The sequence below is a fragment of the Stenotrophomonas sp. 112478_Sma genome (assembly GCF_056479905.1).
Window position 1 is genome coordinate 85328 of the sequence record NZ_CM151072.1, and the last position, 17079, is coordinate 102406.

At 67.8% G+C, this 17079-nt stretch carries 15 protein-coding genes; 7 read left to right on the forward strand and 8 right to left on the reverse strand.

Annotation, left to right across the window (positions count from 1 at the left end):
- Positions 1-30: 30 nt before the first annotated feature.
- The gene (locus tag ACZK08_RS00365) at positions 31-906 is read right to left on the reverse strand and encodes a methylglyoxal synthase (RefSeq protein WP_065182100.1); all 876 of its coding nucleotides are present in this window, start codon (positions 904-906) and stop codon (positions 31-33) included.
- A 287-nt stretch (positions 907-1193) separates the two neighbouring features.
- On the opposite strand from ACZK08_RS00365, the gene ACZK08_RS00370 reads away from it, so the two are divergent.
- Entirely contained in the window at positions 1194-3527 is a 2334-nt protein-coding gene (locus ACZK08_RS00370) for an ATP-binding protein (protein WP_231107767.1), read from the forward strand.
- Here ACZK08_RS00370 and ACZK08_RS00375 read toward each other — a convergent pair.
- The 3 genes from ACZK08_RS00375 to ACZK08_RS00385 form a co-directional block, all read right to left on the reverse strand.
- Positions 3513-4958, reverse strand: coding sequence for an FAD-dependent oxidoreductase (locus ACZK08_RS00375; RefSeq protein WP_065182099.1), 1446 nt, complete (start codon positions 4956-4958; stop codon positions 3513-3515). The genes ACZK08_RS00370 and ACZK08_RS00375 overlap by 15 nt on opposite strands.
- Before the next feature lie 95 nt (positions 4959-5053).
- Complete coding sequence (gene gltB / locus ACZK08_RS00380; RefSeq protein WP_053515986.1) at positions 5054-9508, reverse strand: glutamate synthase large subunit; 4455 nt, start codon at positions 9506-9508, stop codon at positions 5054-5056.
- 174 nt (positions 9509-9682) lie between these two features.
- The gene (locus ACZK08_RS00385) at positions 9683-10072 is read right to left on the reverse strand and encodes an I78 family peptidase inhibitor (RefSeq protein WP_053515984.1); all 390 of its coding nucleotides are present in this window, start codon (positions 10070-10072) and stop codon (positions 9683-9685) included.
- Between the two features lie 111 nt (positions 10073-10183).
- On the opposite strand from ACZK08_RS00385, the gene ACZK08_RS00390 reads away from it, so the two are divergent.
- On the forward strand, positions 10184-11239 hold the full coding sequence (locus tag ACZK08_RS00390; protein ID WP_065182098.1) for a DNA topoisomerase IB: 1056 nt from the start codon (positions 10184-10186) through the stop codon (positions 11237-11239).
- Here ACZK08_RS00390 and ACZK08_RS00395 read toward each other — a convergent pair.
- A complete protein-coding gene (locus ACZK08_RS00395) occupies positions 11217-11525 on the reverse strand; it encodes a hypothetical protein (protein ID WP_053515980.1) in 309 nt (102 codons plus the stop codon). The genes ACZK08_RS00390 and ACZK08_RS00395 overlap by 23 nt on opposite strands.
- 151 nt (positions 11526-11676) lie before the next feature.
- Here ACZK08_RS00395 and ACZK08_RS00400 point away from each other — a divergent pair, with 151 nt between their 5' ends.
- Positions 11677-11910, forward strand: a complete 234-nt coding sequence (locus tag ACZK08_RS00400; RefSeq protein WP_065182166.1) for a hypothetical protein — start codon at positions 11677-11679, stop codon at positions 11908-11910.
- Between the two features lie 34 nt (positions 11911-11944).
- Positions 11945-13060, forward strand: coding sequence for an SDR family oxidoreductase (locus ACZK08_RS00405; protein WP_065182097.1), 1116 nt, complete (start codon positions 11945-11947; stop codon positions 13058-13060).
- On the opposite strand, the gene ACZK08_RS00410 is transcribed toward ACZK08_RS00405, so the two are convergent.
- Positions 13017-14114, reverse strand: coding sequence for a serine hydrolase domain-containing protein (locus tag ACZK08_RS00410; RefSeq protein ID WP_478452727.1), 1098 nt, complete (start codon positions 14112-14114; stop codon positions 13017-13019). The genes ACZK08_RS00405 and ACZK08_RS00410 overlap by 44 nt on opposite strands.
- 256 nt (positions 14115-14370) lie before the next feature.
- On the opposite strand from ACZK08_RS00410, the gene ACZK08_RS00415 reads away from it, so the two are divergent.
- Complete coding sequence (locus tag ACZK08_RS00415; protein WP_065182096.1) at positions 14371-14997, forward strand: hypothetical protein; 627 nt, start codon at positions 14371-14373, stop codon at positions 14995-14997.
- Positions 14998-15006: 9 nt separating this feature from the next.
- On the opposite strand, the gene ACZK08_RS00420 is transcribed toward ACZK08_RS00415, so the two are convergent.
- Entirely contained in the window at positions 15007-15459 is a 453-nt protein-coding gene (locus ACZK08_RS00420) for a hypothetical protein (protein ID WP_155761033.1), read from the reverse strand.
- A 2-nt stretch (positions 15460-15461) separates the two neighbouring features.
- A complete protein-coding gene (locus tag ACZK08_RS00425) occupies positions 15462-15893 on the reverse strand; it encodes a Rap1a/Tai family immunity protein (RefSeq protein ID WP_155761032.1) in 432 nt (143 codons plus the stop codon).
- Between ACZK08_RS00425 and ACZK08_RS00430 the strand changes: the two genes are divergently transcribed.
- Positions 15892-16464 carry a hypothetical protein gene (locus ACZK08_RS00430; RefSeq protein WP_155761031.1) on the forward strand — a complete coding sequence of 191 codons (573 nt, stop codon included), beginning with the start codon at positions 15892-15894 and terminating at the stop codon, positions 16462-16464. The two genes, ACZK08_RS00425 and ACZK08_RS00430, sit on opposite strands and share 2 nt — an antisense overlap.
- Before the next feature lie 227 nt (positions 16465-16691).
- Complete coding sequence (locus ACZK08_RS00435) at positions 16692-17078, forward strand: BlaI/MecI/CopY family transcriptional regulator (protein WP_053515971.1); 387 nt, start codon at positions 16692-16694, stop codon at positions 17076-17078.
- Position 17079 lies beyond the last annotated feature (1 nt).

Here is a 17079-nt window from a genome sequence, read left to right on the forward strand (position 1 = left end):
GATGCGCGCCCGGCGCAGCGGCACAGGTGGTCAGCGCTGTGACCCAGCGCGCCGGGCGGCAGCCGTCGCCCAGCGCGCCGCCACCACCGGAGCCGTGATGCACACCGCCTGGTCGGTCACCGTGGTCACCGCGCGTTCCAGCAGCTGGATGTCTGCCTCGTGCTGGCGTGCCACGTGCGGGTCCTCGAAGAAGATGGCGCGCTGGCAACGGCCCTCCAGCACGCGGTCGGCGATCTGCGCATCGCCCCCCATCGGTCCGCTCTGGTAGCGCGTCACCCAGGGCGTGTCGCTGGGCCAGCCGCGGCTCCATGCCAGCTCGTTGAGGCGCTGACCGGTGGTCCCGGTCGCCACCCGCTCGCCGAAGCGTGCCAGCACGTCGAAGTGCTCGTCGGCGAAGGCGAGCATCGCCGCCTTCATCGCATCATGCGCGATCAGTGCCAGGGTCTGGGTACCGAAGGCGTGCAGATCGTCGGCACCGGCGTCGGCCTGCAGGCCGGCGTGCACGCGCTCCACCTCGATCCAGTCGCGTGCGGTGGCTACCGTGGAAATGAAAGGTTTGCCGTGGATCACGCACTGCCGCTTGAGCGCGGTCGCTTCGGGAAACACCGAGGACGGATCGACCGGATCGATCAGATAGATGGCACCGTCGAGCGTGCGCTGCGGGCCCATGCCGACCACCTCCGCGACCAGCTTCATCAGCCCGCCCTCGCGGCCGTAGGGATAGCGATGGAGGCCGGCATAGCCGTCGAGGAAGCCGTGGCGCCCGATCGCATCATGGGTGCGGCCGACAGCGTGCAGCGTTATGCCCAGTTCGCGCAGGCCCGGTTCGCAGGCACGCAGCCAGCGGAACAGGGCGGCGCGCGCATCCTGGTGGTGGAGCCGGTTGGCGGCCAGGCCGATACGCATCGAACGCTCCGTGGGCTGGTAGAAGCGGCAGTTTATGTCGCGAATGGCCAATTCTGCGCGCTTTGCAACTTTCCTCATTGTTGCTGTGCGGTGCGTCGCTAGCGTGGCAGGCAGAGCGGTACCGCTGCGCGGCCGTCGTCTCCGCCTGCGATTCGAGGATGCCCATCGTGAATGCTGCCGGCCCTGCGGCCGCATCCATTGCACGCTCCTGCCCGTGGCTGCGATCCCGCATCGTGCTGCCTGCCCTGTTGCTGTGGCCCATGATCACGCGGGCCGACGGGTGCGACATGCCCCTGGTCGTGGCCTGGCCCAGTGACCGCCCGCCACTGTCCTTCAGCGCGCAGGGCCAGCCCGGCGGCCTGGTTGCCGACTACCTGCGGCGGCTGGGCGAGCAGATCGCGCTGCGTCCACATCCGCTTCCCGCCGCGGCCGGCGCGGTCGGGGCGCTGCCGGCCGGTACCCAGGCCGTGCTGGGATGGCCGCGCGAGCAGGTGCCCGACGGCTGGGTCGTGAGCAGGCCCTACCTGCAGCTGTCACAGGTGATCGTGCGCCGTCGCAACGACACGCCACTGCAGGGACTGGGCGGTCTGCGCGGCCGCCGCGTCGCCAGCCTCGACACGGTGCCACTGGCGGCCCACCTGCGTGAGCAGGCGCCGGGCGCATGGCTGCTGCAGGTCGACGCGCTCGATCATGCGCTGCAGCTGCTGGCCATCGGCCAGGTCGACGCGGTAGTTGCCACGTTGGCCGAAGTGGAAGCCGCATTGCGCAGGCCCGGCAGCGATGCCCTGGTGATCGCCGCGCCGGCCGGCTTCGATGATGCCTGGGTGCTGGCGGCTGCGCCGACCTGTGCGGCCACCGTCGCCGCCTTCGACACCGTGCTGCAGGAACTGGACGACGCGCAGCGCGACGCGCTCCGTGCGACGTGGGCGCCCAGCGGAGCACGCGCGCCGCCCGCACGGTCGCCGTTGCGCTGGCTGGTGCCGGTGCTGCTGGTCGCGCTGGCGCTGATCCTGGTGTATGCCTTCGGCTACTGGAGGCTGCATCGCGAAAGCAGCCAGCGCCGCGCGCTGGAACAGCGACTGCAGGAAGTGACCGCCAACCTGCCTGCGGTGGTCTACCGGGCGCGCCGCAGCGGCGAGGGCGACTACAGCCTGCCGCTGGTCGCCGGCGACGTGCAGTCGCTGTTCGGCATGAGTCTGGACAGTGTGCGGCTGGACCATCGCCGGCTCATGGCGGCGGTGCATGTCGACGATCGCAAGCCGGTGCTGGATCATCTGGAAGCCGCAGCGCGGGCCCGTGCGCCGATCGACATCACCTTCCGCACGCTGGGTCCCCATGGCTGGCGCTGGATCCGTTCGCATGGCAGGCCGTTGCCGGGCGAGAGCGACGACATCGAGTGGAGTGGCTACTGGATGGACGTCAGCCAGGCGCAGGCACGCACCCGTGCCCTGGCCGGGGCACGCCATCAGGCCGAAGAGACTGCAGCGGCGAAGACGCACTTCCTGGCCACCATGAGCCACCAGATCCGCACACCGATGAGCACGCTGCTGGGCATGCTCGAATGCCTGGCGGACAGCCCCCTGGACCCGTGCCAGCGGCAGGTCCTGTCCACCGTCGATGTGGCCGCGCAGATGCTGCGGCAGATTCTCGATGATGTGCTCGACAGTCATCGGTTGCAGGCGCTGCCGTTGCAGCTGCGTGCCACCGACATGGGTGCGCTGGCCACGGCCGTGCAGCAGCTGCTGGCACCGATGGCGGCCAGCCGTGCGTTGCACCTGCGGTGCGTGCTTGATCCTGCGCTGCAGCGGTGGCTGCTGGCCGATGGCCTGCGCGTGCGCCAGGTCCTGTTCAACCTGGTGGGCAACGCACTGAAGTTCACCCTGCACGGAGGTGTGGAACTGCGGCTGCGGGTGCTGCGGACGCAGGCGGCAGGACAATGCCTGCGCCTGCAGGTGAGCGACAGTGGCGTAGGCATCAGTCCCGAGCGGCAGCAGGCCGTGTTCGCCGATTACATCCAGGCCGAGCCGTCGACGGGGCGCCGGTTCGGCGGCAGCGGCCTGGGCCTGGCCATCTGCCGGGACCTGGTGGCCTCGATGGGCGGCGAGCTGCAGCTGCAAAGCTCGCCGGGCAAGGGCACGCGCATCTGGTTCGACCTGGAGTTCGCCAGCTGCCTGGCGCCACTGGAGGCGGTGCCGGCCACGGCCGAGGTGGTCGCGCGACTGCCTGCGGCACGGGTGCTGGTGGCCGAGGACCACCCGACCAACCTGCAACTGCTGGTGCAGCGGCTGCGCGAGCTTGGCCTGCAGGTGCACGCCACCGCCGATGGCCTGCAGGCGCTGGCGGCATGGCGGGCGCAGGGCTTCGATGTTGTCGTTACCGATTGCCACATGCCCGGCATGGACGGGTTCGCGCTGGCGCGTGCGATCCGCGAAGACCCCTGTCCTTCGCGTGCACAGGTGCCGATCGTCGCGCTGACGGCCAGCGTGCTGGAGAGCACGCGCGAGGCCTGTCGTGCCGCCGGCATCGACCGGTTCCTGGCCAAGCCGGTCGACACCCAGGCGCTGCGTGCGACGCTGGCCGACGTACTGCCGGCAATGGAACCCGGTTCAGTTGGACAGTAGACGGACGATGCTGGCGGCGGCGTCGCGGCCTTCAGCCACAGCGGTTACCACCAGGTCGGCGCCGCGTACCGCATCACCGCCGGCGAACAGGCGTGGATGCGCGGTCTGGAACGGCAGGCGGTCCTTGCCGCCGGCAACGATGCGACCGTTCGCCTGGCCCTGCACACCGTGTTCGGCCAGCCAGGCCGGAACGCTCGGCGCGAAACCGAAGGCGATGATGACCACGTCCGCCTCCAGCAGCGACTCGCTGCCCTCGATCGGCACCGCGTTGCGGCGTCCTTGGGCGTCGGCCTCACCCAACCGGGTTTCAACCACGGTCACGCCGATCGCTTCGTCGTCGGCGCCGGCTTCGATGGACAGCGGCTGCCGGTTGAACAGGAAGCGCACGCCTTCCTCGCGCGCATTGGCCACTTCACGCGCGCTGCCGGGCATGTTGGCCTCATCGCGACGGTAGGCGCAGGTGACCTTGGCCGCGCCCAGCCGCACCGCGCTGCGCACGCAGTCCATGCCGGTGTCGCCGCCGCCGAGCACGACCACGCGCTTGCCGTTGAGGTCGGGCAGGGCGATCTGGTCCTCCCAGCCGGCGATCGGTCGACCCTGCGGGTCATCGCCGCCGACGATGCGGCTGTTCTGCACCAGGAACGGCAGGGCCGGCAGCACCCCCTTCAGGTCCTGGCCCGGCAGGCCGCCGTCGGTGTAGCGGTAGGCCCCGGTGCCGACGAACACCGCGTCGTGGCTGTCCAGCAGCTGCTGCACGCTGATGTCGCGGCCGATCTCCACGCCCAGGCGGAACTGCACGCCCATCCCTTCGAGCACCTCGCGGCGACGATGGATGACGTCCTTGTCCAGCTTGAAGCTGGGGATGCCGAACTGCAGCAGGCCGCCGATCTGCTCGTAGCGGTCGTACACCACGGCGGTGATGCCGGCCCGGGCCAGGCGATCGGCACAGGCTAGACCCGCCGGACCGGCACCGATCACCGCCACGCTGTGGCCGGTGGGCTGCACGGCACCCAGGTCCGGACGCCAGCCACTGGCGAGTGCGGTATCGACGATGTACTTCTCCACCGCACCGATGGTCACCGCACCGAATTCCTCCAGGGTGCAGCTGCCTTCGCACAGGCGATCCTGCGGGCAGACCCGGCCGCACACTTCCGGCAGCGGATTGGTGCTGTGGCACAGCGTGGCGGCCTCGTGGATGCGGTTCTCCTGCACCAGCTGCAGCCACTGTGGAATGGCGTTGTGTACCGGGCATTTCCAGCTGCAGTAAGGGTTGCCGCAGTCCAGGCAGCGCCCGGCCTGGTACTGCGCATCCTCCTTGCCGAACTTTCCGTACAGCTCGCCCCAGTCGCCGGAGGTGCGCAGTTCAACCGGAATGCGCTGCGGCATGGTGCGGGGCAGATCGAGGAACTGGAAGGCGTGCTTGCGGCTCATGGCGGGCTCTGTGATTTCGATGGCCGGCCAGAGGCCGGCACTACTGCGGTGGGGGAGCAGGCGCGCGCCGGTTGCGGGCGGCGCGCCGGAGGCGCTTACGCCGCGCGTCGAAGGGTCTCGGTCAGCGATTCGATGCTGGCGGCCTTCGGTTTGACCAGCCAGAACTTGCCGATGTAATCGCGGAACTCGTCCAGGATCTGCTGCGCCCAGATGCTGCCGGTCAGTTCGCGATGGCGGCCGATCAGGCGGTGCAGGTGCTGGCGGTAGTTCTCGAAGCCTTCGGCGGACACGCGATGGATGTCGATCAGCTCGTGGTTGTAACGGTCCACGAAGTCGCGGTCCACATCCAGCACGTAGGCCAACCCCCCGGTGAAGCCGGCACCGAAGTTCAGGCCGACCTTGCCCAGCACCAGCACCACGCCGTCGGTCATGTACTCGCAGCAGTGATCGCCGGCGCCTTCCACGACCGCGAGCGCACCGGAATTGCGGACCGCGAAGCGCTCGCCGGCACGTCCGGCGGCGAACAGCTCGCCACCGGTGGCGCCATACAGGCAGGTGTTGCCGATGATCGCAGTGCTGCGCGCCTCGAACCGCGCGCCGCGCGGCGGACGTACCACCAGGCGGCCGCCGGCCATGCCTTTGCCGACGTAGTCGTTGGCTTCGCCCTCCACTTCCAGATGCAGGCCGCCGACATTGAAGGCGCCGAAGCTCTGTCCGGCGCTGCCACGGAAGCGCAGCTCCAGGGGGGCGTCGGCCATGCCCTGGTTGCCGTGCGCGCGTGCCACCGCGCCGGCCAGGCGGGTGCCGATGCTGCGGTCGGTGTTGTGGATCAGGAAGCGATGTTCGCCCCCCCTGCGCTGTTCGATCGCGTCCGCCAGCAGGCCATCCATCTGCGTGGCCAGGCTGTCCGGCGATTCGTACAGCCGCTGCGCCGCGCAGTGGCTGCCTTCGTAGCGCGCATCTGCCAGCAGGCGCGACAGGTCCACGCGCACGCCGTCGCGCGGTGCGGCCTCGATCTGCCGCAGCAGGTCGGTGCGGCCGACGATCTCCTCCAGCGAACGCGCGCCCAGGTACGACAGCCAGCCACGCACTTCCTCGGCCAGCAGGCGGAAGAAATTCTCCACGCGCTCGGGCTGGCCGGTGAAGTGGTTCTCGCGCAGGCGTTCGTCCTGGGTGGCCACGCCGGTGGCGCAGTTGTTGAGGTGGCAGATGCGCAGGTACTTGCAGCCCAGCACGATCATCGGCGCGGTGCCGAAGCCGAAGCTGTCCGCACCCAGCAGCGCGGCCTTGACCACGTCCAGGCCGGTCTTCAGGCCACCATCGGTCTGCAGCAGGGTGCGCCCGCGCAGGTCGTTGGCCAGCAGCGCCTGGTGCGCTTCGGCCACGCCCAGTTCCCACGGCACACCGGCGTAGCGGATCGAGCTGACCGGCGAGGCACCGGTGCCGCCGTCGTGGCCGGAGATGGTGATCAGGTCCGCGCCGGCCTTGACCACGCCGGCGGCGATGGTGCCGACGCCGGCATGGCTGACCAGTTTCACCGATACCAGCGCGGTCGGGTTGACCTGCTTGAGATCGTAGATGAGCTGCGCCAGGTCCTCGATGGAATAGATGTCGTGGTGCGGTGGCGGCGAGATCAGGCCGATGCCCGGCCGCGCGTAGCGCAGGCGGGCGATCAGCTCGTTGACCTTGTGCCCCGGCAGCTGGCCGCCTTCGCCGGGCTTTGCGCCCTGCGCGACCTTGATCTGCAGCACCTCGGCATTGACCAGATACTCGGCGGTGACACCGAAGCGACCCGACGCCACCTGCTTGATCTTGCTGCGCCGTGGGGTGCCGTAGCGGGCCGGGTCTTCGCCACCTTCGCCGGAATTGCTGCGGCCGCCGAGGCGGTTCATCGCGATGGCCAGCGCCTCATGCGCTTCCGGCGACAGCGCGCCGAGGCTGATCGCGGCGGTGTCGAAGCGCGGGAACAGTTCGCTGGCCGGCGCCACCTCGTCCAGCGGCGTGGGTGTCGGCGCCGGCACCAGCTGCAGCAGGTCACGCAACGCCGATGGCGGCCGGGCATGCACGGCATCGCAGTACTGCTGCCAGGCGCGGGCATCACCACTGCGCGCCGCGCGCTGCAGGGTGGTGACCACGTCCGGGTTGTACATGTGGTACTCGCCGCCGTGCACGTACTTCAGCAGGCCGCCGACATCGACATCCTGCTGTGCATCCCAGGCCTGCGCGCACAGTTCGCGCGCATCGGCATCCAGCCGCGCGAAGCCGGCGCCGCCGATGCGCGAGGCGGTGTCGGGGAAGCACAGCGCGACCACTTCCGGCTCCAGGCCGATGATCTCGAACAGCTGCGCGCCGCGGTAGCTGGCCACGGTACAGATGCCCATCTTCGAGATGATTTTCGACAGGCCCTTGTAGACGCCCTTGCGGTAGCGGCGGCCGATCTGCGACTGCTCACCGCCCTTGCTGAGCTTGAGGATGCCGCGCCGGCCGAGGTCGAACAGGGTCTGGTAGGCAAGATACGGGTACACCGCGGTGGCCCCGAAGCCGAGCAGGCAGGCCATATGGTGCGGGTCGCGCGCGGTACCGGTCTCGACGATCAGGTTGACGTCGCAGCGCAGCCCCAGCCGCGAGAGGTGATGATGCACCGCACTGGTGGCCAGCAAGGCGTGCACCATCGGTCGCCCGGCCACCGGATAGCGGTCGGACAGCAGCAGCATCACCATGCCTTCGCGTGCGGCACGTTCGGCCTCCGCACAGATGCGCTCGATGCCGTTGCGCAGCCCTTCTTCCTCGCTGTAGGACAGGTCGAGCAGGCGGTTGGCCTGCAGGTACTGGTCCATCTTCAGCAGCTGGCGCAGCTTGCGTTGGCTCAATACCGGCGAGTTGAGGATGACGTGGTTCACCGTCTCCGGGCCGGCATGGAAGATGTTGGTCTCCTTGCCGAGCTGGGTGGACAGGGACATGGCGCAGTCTTCGCGCAGCGGATCGATCGGCGGATTGGTGACCTGCGCGAATGCCTGCCGGAAGTAGTCGTACAGCGGCCGGCTGCGCTGGCTCAGTACCGCCATCGGCGTGTCATCGCCCATCGAGCCGGTGGCTTCCTGCTCGGTCTCGGCCAGCGGCCGCAGCACCTGCTCCACTTCCTCGCTGCTGAGCTGGTAGAGCTTGTGGTAACTGCGCAGGGTGCCCTCGTCGAAGGGCTCCTCCACCAGCGAAGGATCGATCAGTTCGGTCTGCAGGTAGGTCACGCCCTGCTGCAGCCACTGCTTGTACGGTGCGCGGCCGCGGTTGATGCGGTCCACCGCGTCCGAATCGAGCAGGTCGCCGCGCTTGAGATCGATGGCCACCATTTCACCGGGGCCGAGCTTGCCCTTGCGTACCACGCGCTCGGTCGGCACTTCCCACACGCCCGCTTCGGAGGCGACCAGGAAGTGGCGGTCGGCGGTCAGCATCCAGCGCGCCGGGCGCAGGCCGTTGCGGTCCAGCGTACACACCGCATAGCGGCTGTCGCAGGCGACGATGCCGGCCGGGCCGTCCCAGGGCTCGCTGTTGAGGCCATGGAACTCGTAGAACGCGGCCAGATCCGGATCCTTGAACTCCAGCGACTGCGTCGCCGGTGGCACCAGGATGCGCAGCGCCTGGATCAATTCCATGCCGCCGGCGACCATCAGTTCCAGCATGTTGTCCAGGCTCTGCGAGTCCGAGCCATGCATGGAGATCACCGGATCGAACTCGGCGATGTCGAAGCGCGGTGTCTTCCACACCTTGCTGCGCGCCTGCGCCCAGCGACGGTTGCCCTCGATGGTGTTGATCTCGCCGTTGTGCGCGAGCAGGCGGAACGGATGCGCCAGCGGCCAGCGCGGCAGCGTGTTGGTGGAGAAGCGCTGGTGGAACACGATCGCGCTGGAGGCCAGCTCGCGCCGCTGCAGGTCCGGATAGAAGCGGCTGAGCTTGTCCGGCAGGACCATGCCCTTGTAGCTGATTGCATCCGGGGTAAGCGTGGTGACGTAGAAATCGCCATGGTCGCGCAGCTGCTGTTCGCTGCGACGGCGTGCGAGGTACAGCGCCAGGGCGAAGCCGGTGCCGTCCTGGCCGACACCGGCATCGACGAACACCTGCTCGATGCGCGGCAGCGTATCGCGCGCGAGCTGGCCGCAGACACTGTCGTCGATGGGAACCTCGCGCCAGCCCGCCACGCGGCAGCCTACCGCTTCAAGCTGCACCTGCAGCTGCGTCCGGCAGGCCTGCGCGGCGTCGGCGTCGTGCGGAAGGAACACCAGGCCCGCCGCGAAGCGGGTGGCCACGGTGATGCCCGCTTCGCTGGCCAGCAGTTTCAGGAATGCATCGGGGCGACGCAGCAGCAGCCCGCAGCCATCACCGGTGAGCCCGTCAGCGGCGACGCCGCCGCGATGGGTCATCCGCGAAAGCGCGGCGATGGCGGTATCCACCAGCAGGCGCGACGGCTGGTCGTCGAGCTGCGCGACCATGCCGAATCCACAGGCATCGCGCTCGGAGCGCGGGTCGTAAAGCCCTTGGCGGTTGCGGGGGGCCATCTCTACCTCGATGCGGAATGAAATGAGCGGGGACACTCAAGCCCGCCCAATCCCTGGAGCGCATCGTGAGGCCACCGGATGCCTCGAATAAAGCACAGGTTGCTGCAACGCCGCAATACACGGTTGCAGGTGCAACGGAAAGCGCCGGCGGTGATCCGCCGGCGCGGGCCGGGATCAGCCGCAGCGGACGCCGCTGACCACGTCCTTGGCGTCCACTTCGATGTTCAGGCGGTCGCCCAGGAACTCCATCGTGGTCGCGTCATTGGGGTGCAGCACGCGCACCTGCTGAGCACCGGCATCTTCCTGGGCCTGCTTGCCCAGCGCATCGGTGTAGGCCTGGCCGACCAGGCTCTGTACCTGGCTGGCGTCGCAGGTGCCCACCGGCGGTGCCTCGGTGGCCTTGCCGGCTTCATCGGCCGGTGCCTTGGCGGCTTCGGCGGCCTGCTGGGCGTGGGCCGTGGCCGAATCCTGTTCATCCAGCGCCGGCGCCTGGCAGGCGGACAAGGCCAGCACGGCCGGCAGCAGCAGGGCGGAGAGCGAACGGGCGCGAATCGGGAACGACATCATGACTCCGGAAGGGACTGTGAAAGCCGGAGCATAGCCGCGAACCCATCCTCACGTGTTTGTCTTGCGTTATTGACGCGGCCGCGTCATGTCGATCGCCACACTGCTGGCATGCCCACGTCCCCCACACCCGAGCGCGCGGCGGCGCGCGCGGCCGGCCTGCGCTACGTTGATGACACCCAACCGGGCTTCACCCGGCTGCGTGCAGGCAAAGGCTTCCGTTACCGTGATGCTGACGGCCACGCAGTGCGCGATGCGGTGACGCTGCAGCGTATCCGCGCATTGGCCATTCCCCCGGCTTACACCGCGGTATGGATCTGTGCGCATGCCAACGGCCACCTGCAGGCGACCGGCCGCGATGCGCGTGGCCGCAAGCAGTACCGTTATCACGCCGACTGGGCGAAGGTGCGCGATGCCGGCAAGTTCGATCGGATCATTGCGTTCGGCGAGGCACTGCCCACGCTGCGGCGGCGGCTGGCACGCGACCTGCGGCAGTCCGGATTTCCGCGGACCAAGGTGCTGGCCGTGGTGGTGGCGCTGCTGGCCGATACGCTGGTACGGATCGGCAATGAGACCTATGCCCGCGAGAACCGCTCGTTCGGGCTGACCACCCTGCGCAACCGCCACCTCGAGCTGCTTCGCGGGGGGCGGGTACGCATGCGGTTCCGGGGCAAGTCCGGCCAATTGCAGGAGGTGACGGTGGGTGACCGCCGCCTGGGCCAGATGGTGCGACGGTTGCAGCAGCTGCCGGGGCAGTCGTTGTTCCAGTACCGCGACGATGATGGCCAGGTGCAGCCGGTCGATTCCGGCGCAGTGAACGAGTACCTGCGCGATGTGATGGGTGAGGACTTCACCGCCAAGGATTTCCGTACCTGGGGCGGCACGGTGGCGGCGGTGCAGGCACTGGCTGCCACCGCGCTGCCCGAGCCCGCCAGCCAGCGCGCACTGGCCGCAGCACAGCGCGAGGTGGTCTGCCAGGTTGCCGCGCGTCTGGGCAACACCCCTGCGGTGTGCCGCAGGGCATACATCGATCCCTGTGTGTTCGCCGGCTGGGAGCGCGGCGAACTCACCGCGCTTGCCGGCCTGCGCGGCCCGCGGCAGTGGGAACAGGCCACGCTGCGCGTACTGCGGCGGGCACGCCGGCTCAGCCGCAGTAGATCGCGGTGATGTTGTTGGTGCGTCCCTTCTCGATGGTCAGGCGATCACCGCCTTCGCTGGCGGGCGGAACACGCGGACCGTCGTGGCGCAGCACCTGCACGTGCAGGCTGTCGCTGTCCACGCGTGCACGTTCAACGGTGGCCGCCGATGCTGCCAGACCGACGGCGCCGCGCACCATGTCGCTGTGGCACTGGCCGGAAATCACGCCGTCGATCGGTTGAACCTGTGCGACTGGCGTGCTGCTGCATGCGGCGACGGCAAAGGTCAGTGCGGCTACGCTGAATGCGCGGATCATGATCCTGCTCCATGGTGATGAGGACGCCAGCGTGCCGCGCGCGGCGTGGTGGCGGCATGAACGGCGTGCACATGCGGGACACGGTGCATTCACCGTAGCCGACAGCGGCGATGGCCACACTGCGTGTACTGGCACGCCACGGAGGTATGACATGGCCACCTGTGATGTATGCGGCAACGACTACGACAAGAGTTTCACCCTGCAGCAGGGCGGGCGCAGCGGCACGTTCGACTCGTTCGAATGCGCGATCAACGCCTTCGCGCCACGCTGTGCGCACTGCAACTGCACCGTGATCGGCCACGGCGTCGAAGGCAACGGGCAGATCTTCTGCTGTGCGCACTGCGCTGGCCATGCCGGCGTGCAGGGCGTGGCCGATCGCGCCTGAGCCCACCCGATTCCCCACACCTGAAGGACACCGCATGGCTACGAGCAAGAAGGTTCCCGCCCGCCGCAAGGCGTCGCCCAAAGTACGCAAGGGTACGAAGGCAGCTGCCGAGGGCAGCGCCGCAGCAGCGGCCGAACGCCCCCGCGTGGTGAAGACGGCAACCCGCAAGGCCGCCGCCGGTGATCCACGTGCCGCCCGGGTTGCGGCCCGGCAGCGACGCCTGCAGGACCAGGAAAAGGCCAAGGATGCGCGTGCGGCGAAGAAGGCGACCAGGAAGAAGGCAACCCAGGCGGGCACGCGACGCCAGCCGGAGACCCTGCCCGCCCAGCACCTGGCCAAGCCGGGACATGAGCACGAACTTGACCTGGCCCCGCGCTTCCTGGCACCGGACTACGTCGGCAGCGGCAAGCTGCAGGGCATGCGCGCGATCGTCACCGGCGGCGATTCCGGGATCGGACGCGCCGTCGCTGTCCTGTTCGCGCGCGAGGGGGCGGACGTGGCGGTGCTGCACCTTGATGAGGCCGAGGATGCCGAGATCACCCGCCAGCATGTGGAGAGCGAGGGCGGACGCTGCGTGGTGATTGCGGGCGACGTGCGCGATCCGCGTTTCTGCAACAAGGCGGTGAAGCAGGTCGCCAAGGCCTTTGGTGGCGTCGACATCCTGGTCAACAACGCCGCGTTCCAGCTGCACTGCGAACGCCTGGAGGACCTGGAGGACGAGCATCTGCAGGAGACGCTGCAGACCAATATCGGCGGCTACGTGCAGATGGCACGGGCCGTGCTGCCACACCTGGGCGAGGGCGCCAGCATCATCAACACGGGTTCGGAAACCGGCCTCTTCGGCAGCAAGGCGCTGATCGACTATTCGGCGACCAAGGGAGCGATCCACGCTTTCACCAAAGCCTTGGCCAGCCAGCTGCTGCCGCGTGGCATCCGGGTCAACTGCGTGGCCCCCGGCCCGGTGTGGACGCCGCTCAATCCTGCGGACAAGCAGGCCCCCGACGTGGCCGAGTTCGGCAAGGACAGTGACATGGGGCGCCCGGCACAGCCGGAGGAGCTGTCTCCGGCCTATGTGTTCCTGGCGTCACCGGCCTGCGCCAGCTACATCAGCGGGGTGATCCTGCCGGTGATGGGCGGCCCGCGGGGCTGACCGGGGGCGCATACAGATCGGCGATGCGCGGAATGAAGCGCTGCGGGTTGGCGCCGACCAGGTTGGTGAGCACCACCACGGCGATGCCGCGGTCAGGGTAGACGATGAAGGCCGAGCGCGCGCCACCGATGCCGGCGACCTGGCGGTCCGGCGCACCCTGCAGTACCGGCCAGCCGGCAGACCACGGGCCCGCCCTGCCATCGGCCAGCGGCTCGGCGGTCCACATCCGTGTGCGCCCGTCCTCGCGCAGCAGTCGCCCGTCCAGCAGTGCGACCAGCCAGCGCGCGGTGTCATCGGCGGTGGTAAGGATGCCGCCGCCGGACCACAGGCTGGGCGGCACGTCGTAGAACCAGTGCGACAGCCGTGGCCGAGTATCGGCGGCTTCGGTCGCGCGCGGGGCCAGGCTGTACATCGTGGCGGCGTCGGGGATCAGGTCGTAACTGTCGCCGAAGGTGGTGCGTTCCATGCCGGCGGCGCCGAACTGCCGGCTGGCCAGGAAGCGGTCGTAGGGCACGCCCGACTGCCGCGCGATGATCCGCGCCAGGAGCAGATAGTTGGTCTGGTTGTAGGCGAAACGCTGGCCAGGTGCTGCATCCATCGGCTGTGCGGTCACGGCCTGCCAGGCCTGTGCCTCGGTGCCTCCGCCCAGCAGCCCGCGCTCGTCAAGGATGTCCGGCAGGCCGGAGGTGTGGGCCAGCAGCTGGCGTACGCGCACGGTCTGCCAGGCGGCCGGAAGTGCATCCAGATAGCGCGACAGCGGTGCTTCCAGATCCAGCCGGCCCTGCTGTGCCAGCTGTGCGGCGGCGACGCCGGTAAAGGCCTTGGTGGCGGAGTTCAACGGGAATCGCGTGCTGCGTGTGGCGGGCACGCCGTTTTCCACGTTGGCCAGGCCGAACGCTTCGGACAGCACGATCTGGCCGTCCTTGACCACTGCGATCTGCAGGCCCGGAATGCGCTCGTCCTGCAATGTCTGGCGGATCAGGCGGCGAGCCTGTTCGTTCGCCGGCTCCGGGCTGGCTGACGCCGGCGAGAAGGGCAGAGCAGCAAGCAGCAGGAGCAGAAGGGGGAGCGATGGGCGGAACATGGGTTATTCCCGGCGGGATGTGCGGATGGGATGCAGCAGGCAGCAGGAGGGTTTAGATGCCGCCGTTGCGACTTTCCGGGAGGGAGGACATTCCAGCGGAGCCGGCAGTCCACCCTGATGGCAGTGATGCCGATACTGACAGCGAACGGAGGATGCCTGCTGCCGGACTTGCTACAGTCTGTCCGCTGCACGCAACGCAGACCCATGCCCAGGAGGAAGGGCGGCGATGTCCGAACCGTACTCGGCTTTTCTCAGATTGAGCATGTCACGCGCAGATCTTGCGCGGTGGCTTGCGGCAGCACCGCCGGACGTGTCCCGCTGGTCGGACTGGCGCTCCATCGGCGGGCAGTGGAGTCTTCCCGGAGGCGGGGATCTTTCCGACCCGGATGCTCCGGGTCTGCAGACACTCATTTCAGACTGCAACGCGATGTTGGCGCGCCATCGGGACAACCGCGCGGCACTGGAGTTCGTGCTGGGATCGGCAGAGGCGGAGAACATCAGGATTGCGGCCTATGACCATCAGGGAAGACACTTCGTTGCCGGGTCGTTGACCTATTCGGAGAGTCTCTACGACATCCTGTTCTTTCTGGCTATGGGGCGCAGTGCAGCCGAGTTCCTGACCACGGACGACGCCGGCCTGGTCGTTGTCCACGACTATCTGTGGGGCGAGGACGGCGGACGGAGAACGGTCGCCGCGCTTGGCCTCGCTGGAAACGGATACTCCGCATTCCTGGGGCCCGACGCCTCCGCTGCCGCCGCCCGCGAGTTCGACGAACGGGTCGAGGCGATGCTGGATGGACAGGACGATCCGGACTTCTTCCCGCGCGATCAGCTGCAGGATCTGCGGGACTGATCCCGCGCATCAGCTATTGTTGAAGGGCACATAGGGTGTAAACGGCCTGGAAGGATCGAAGTCCTTCTGGCCAGGGTACAGAAGGCAATAGAGCCTGCCTTCATGCACGACTGCCAACGGGTAACAGGCATCCTGCCTGCTCATTCCGCCTGCGCCGCATTCCTGGAGGCCTTCCAGCACCTCCATGGCGGTGCACTTTCCGGCCTTGCAGTCATGTTCCCGGATCGCGCTGAAGCCCTTTGAATAGAAGATCCGCGGTGCCCGATAGCCCTGCAGCGGTTGCAGGTGCTTGGCCAAGGCGGCGTAGGCCCTGTCCACTTCCTCCCGCTCACCCAGGTTGAACGTGGAAGGCGAGTCCGATGTGAACCTGAACTTCGCGGGATCCGTCTCGCACTCCCACGCATGTGAGGCGGGAATGTGCAGCACAAGCAATGCGAACGCACTGATCAAGGATCGGGACATCATCACTCCAGGGCGGGTCTGCTGTTGCTCGATGGAGCCGCATGGGAACACGGGAAAGAGTGAATCAGCGCTTCCCGCGCCAGCGTCGATGCGTCTTCCTCGAGGCGGGCGCGCGGAAGCGCCTTCAGGTGGCTGTACACGCGATCCACAAGCTCATGGGGCAGGACCGTGGCTCGTCCACACCATTGCCCGGCGCTGCTGTCGGCGACTGCCGCGATGTAACCCTGGGCCCAGGACAGCGCGCGAGCGCGGCACAGTGCGTCGCTGCACTTACGCCCCTCCTCGTTGCCTGTGATTCGCTCCAGCAGTGCGCGGCCACTGGAAAGTGCATTGCCTGCGTCTGCAGCATGCGCGGGCAGAGCGGCGGACAGGCACGCCGCAAGGAAGGAGGCTGTTGAAGGCCGCCGCAGCCAGCGGCCAACCGGAGTGCGCATGCATGCGATTCCTGAAGATGGAGAAGCGAAGGCTCGTCGCCAGGGTCAACTCTATCGGATCGGCAAGTGGAGGAAGCGTTTCCGGGCGTACGATAAGTCATGCTGTCACATGTGCCTGTCGTCCCGCTGGCTCGCAGCGGCATGCTTTAGCTCATTTTGGGGAATGACAATGGATCTGGAAGTTCTGGAGAAGTGGTGTCAGGACGGGATAACAATGCTGTCTTCTCCTGAAGATATTCCGCACCTTGTTGAGTTGAGGCGAAAACTGGTTACGCACTTTTCTCGCAGCCCAAAACTCTACGAGCTGGCAAGCGATATATCCGAGGATTTGAGTGATCTTCCTGAGGATGCGAGGCGCATCGCCAGAGAGTATCTGATCTCCACTTATGGATTCAGTTTTGAATTCTTTATGGATAGGAAGTTGGCCAAGGTTCGCGAAATTCTGAAGCGTGGAAAAATCAGAAGCGCGGCGGAGTTTCGTGCGTTGTCCGATTTTGCAGCGGATGTGGAGGTCGAGGAGGGGCTCGCTCGAGATGCAGAGTTACTTCTTGCGAGCTATTCCAAGGCCTGAAATATGCTGAGCCTGGGCCTTGATGCTCGGCACAAGTCATATTTGCAGGGTGGGATCGACCAATGACTCAGTGCTGGCCTCGCCGGTCCCCAGCCCAGCAGCTGCCGGGTCGGCTGCATATGCTGCCCTTGAACCCCCTACCGTTCGTCGGCCCATGACTTCCGGGGGGTTGACTACAGGTGTCGTCACGCCGACAGTGGCGACACGTGTAGTCAAGGGAGCCTGTCATGCGCGGCAAAACCATCGGGGACCAGGAGCTGGCCCTGCTGCAGTACATCGATGAACATGCGCCGGCCAGTGTCGGCGAGGTCGCCAGCGGCTATGGCGAGGCGCGCGGGCTGGCCCGTTCCACCGTGCTGACGATGATGGAGCGGCTGCGCACCAAGGGGTACCTGCAGCGACGGCAGCACGAAGGCCTGTATCGCTACCAGGCCACCCGTGGCCCTGACAGCGTGCTGCAGGGTGCGGTGGCCCAGTTCGTCGACAACACCCTGCAGGGCTCGGTGTCGCCGTTCGTGGCCTATCTTTCGCAGCGCCAGCAGGTCAGCGACAACGAGCTGGCCGAGCTGGAAGCGCTGGTCGCCCAGCTCCAATCGCGTCGCCACGAGGGCTGAG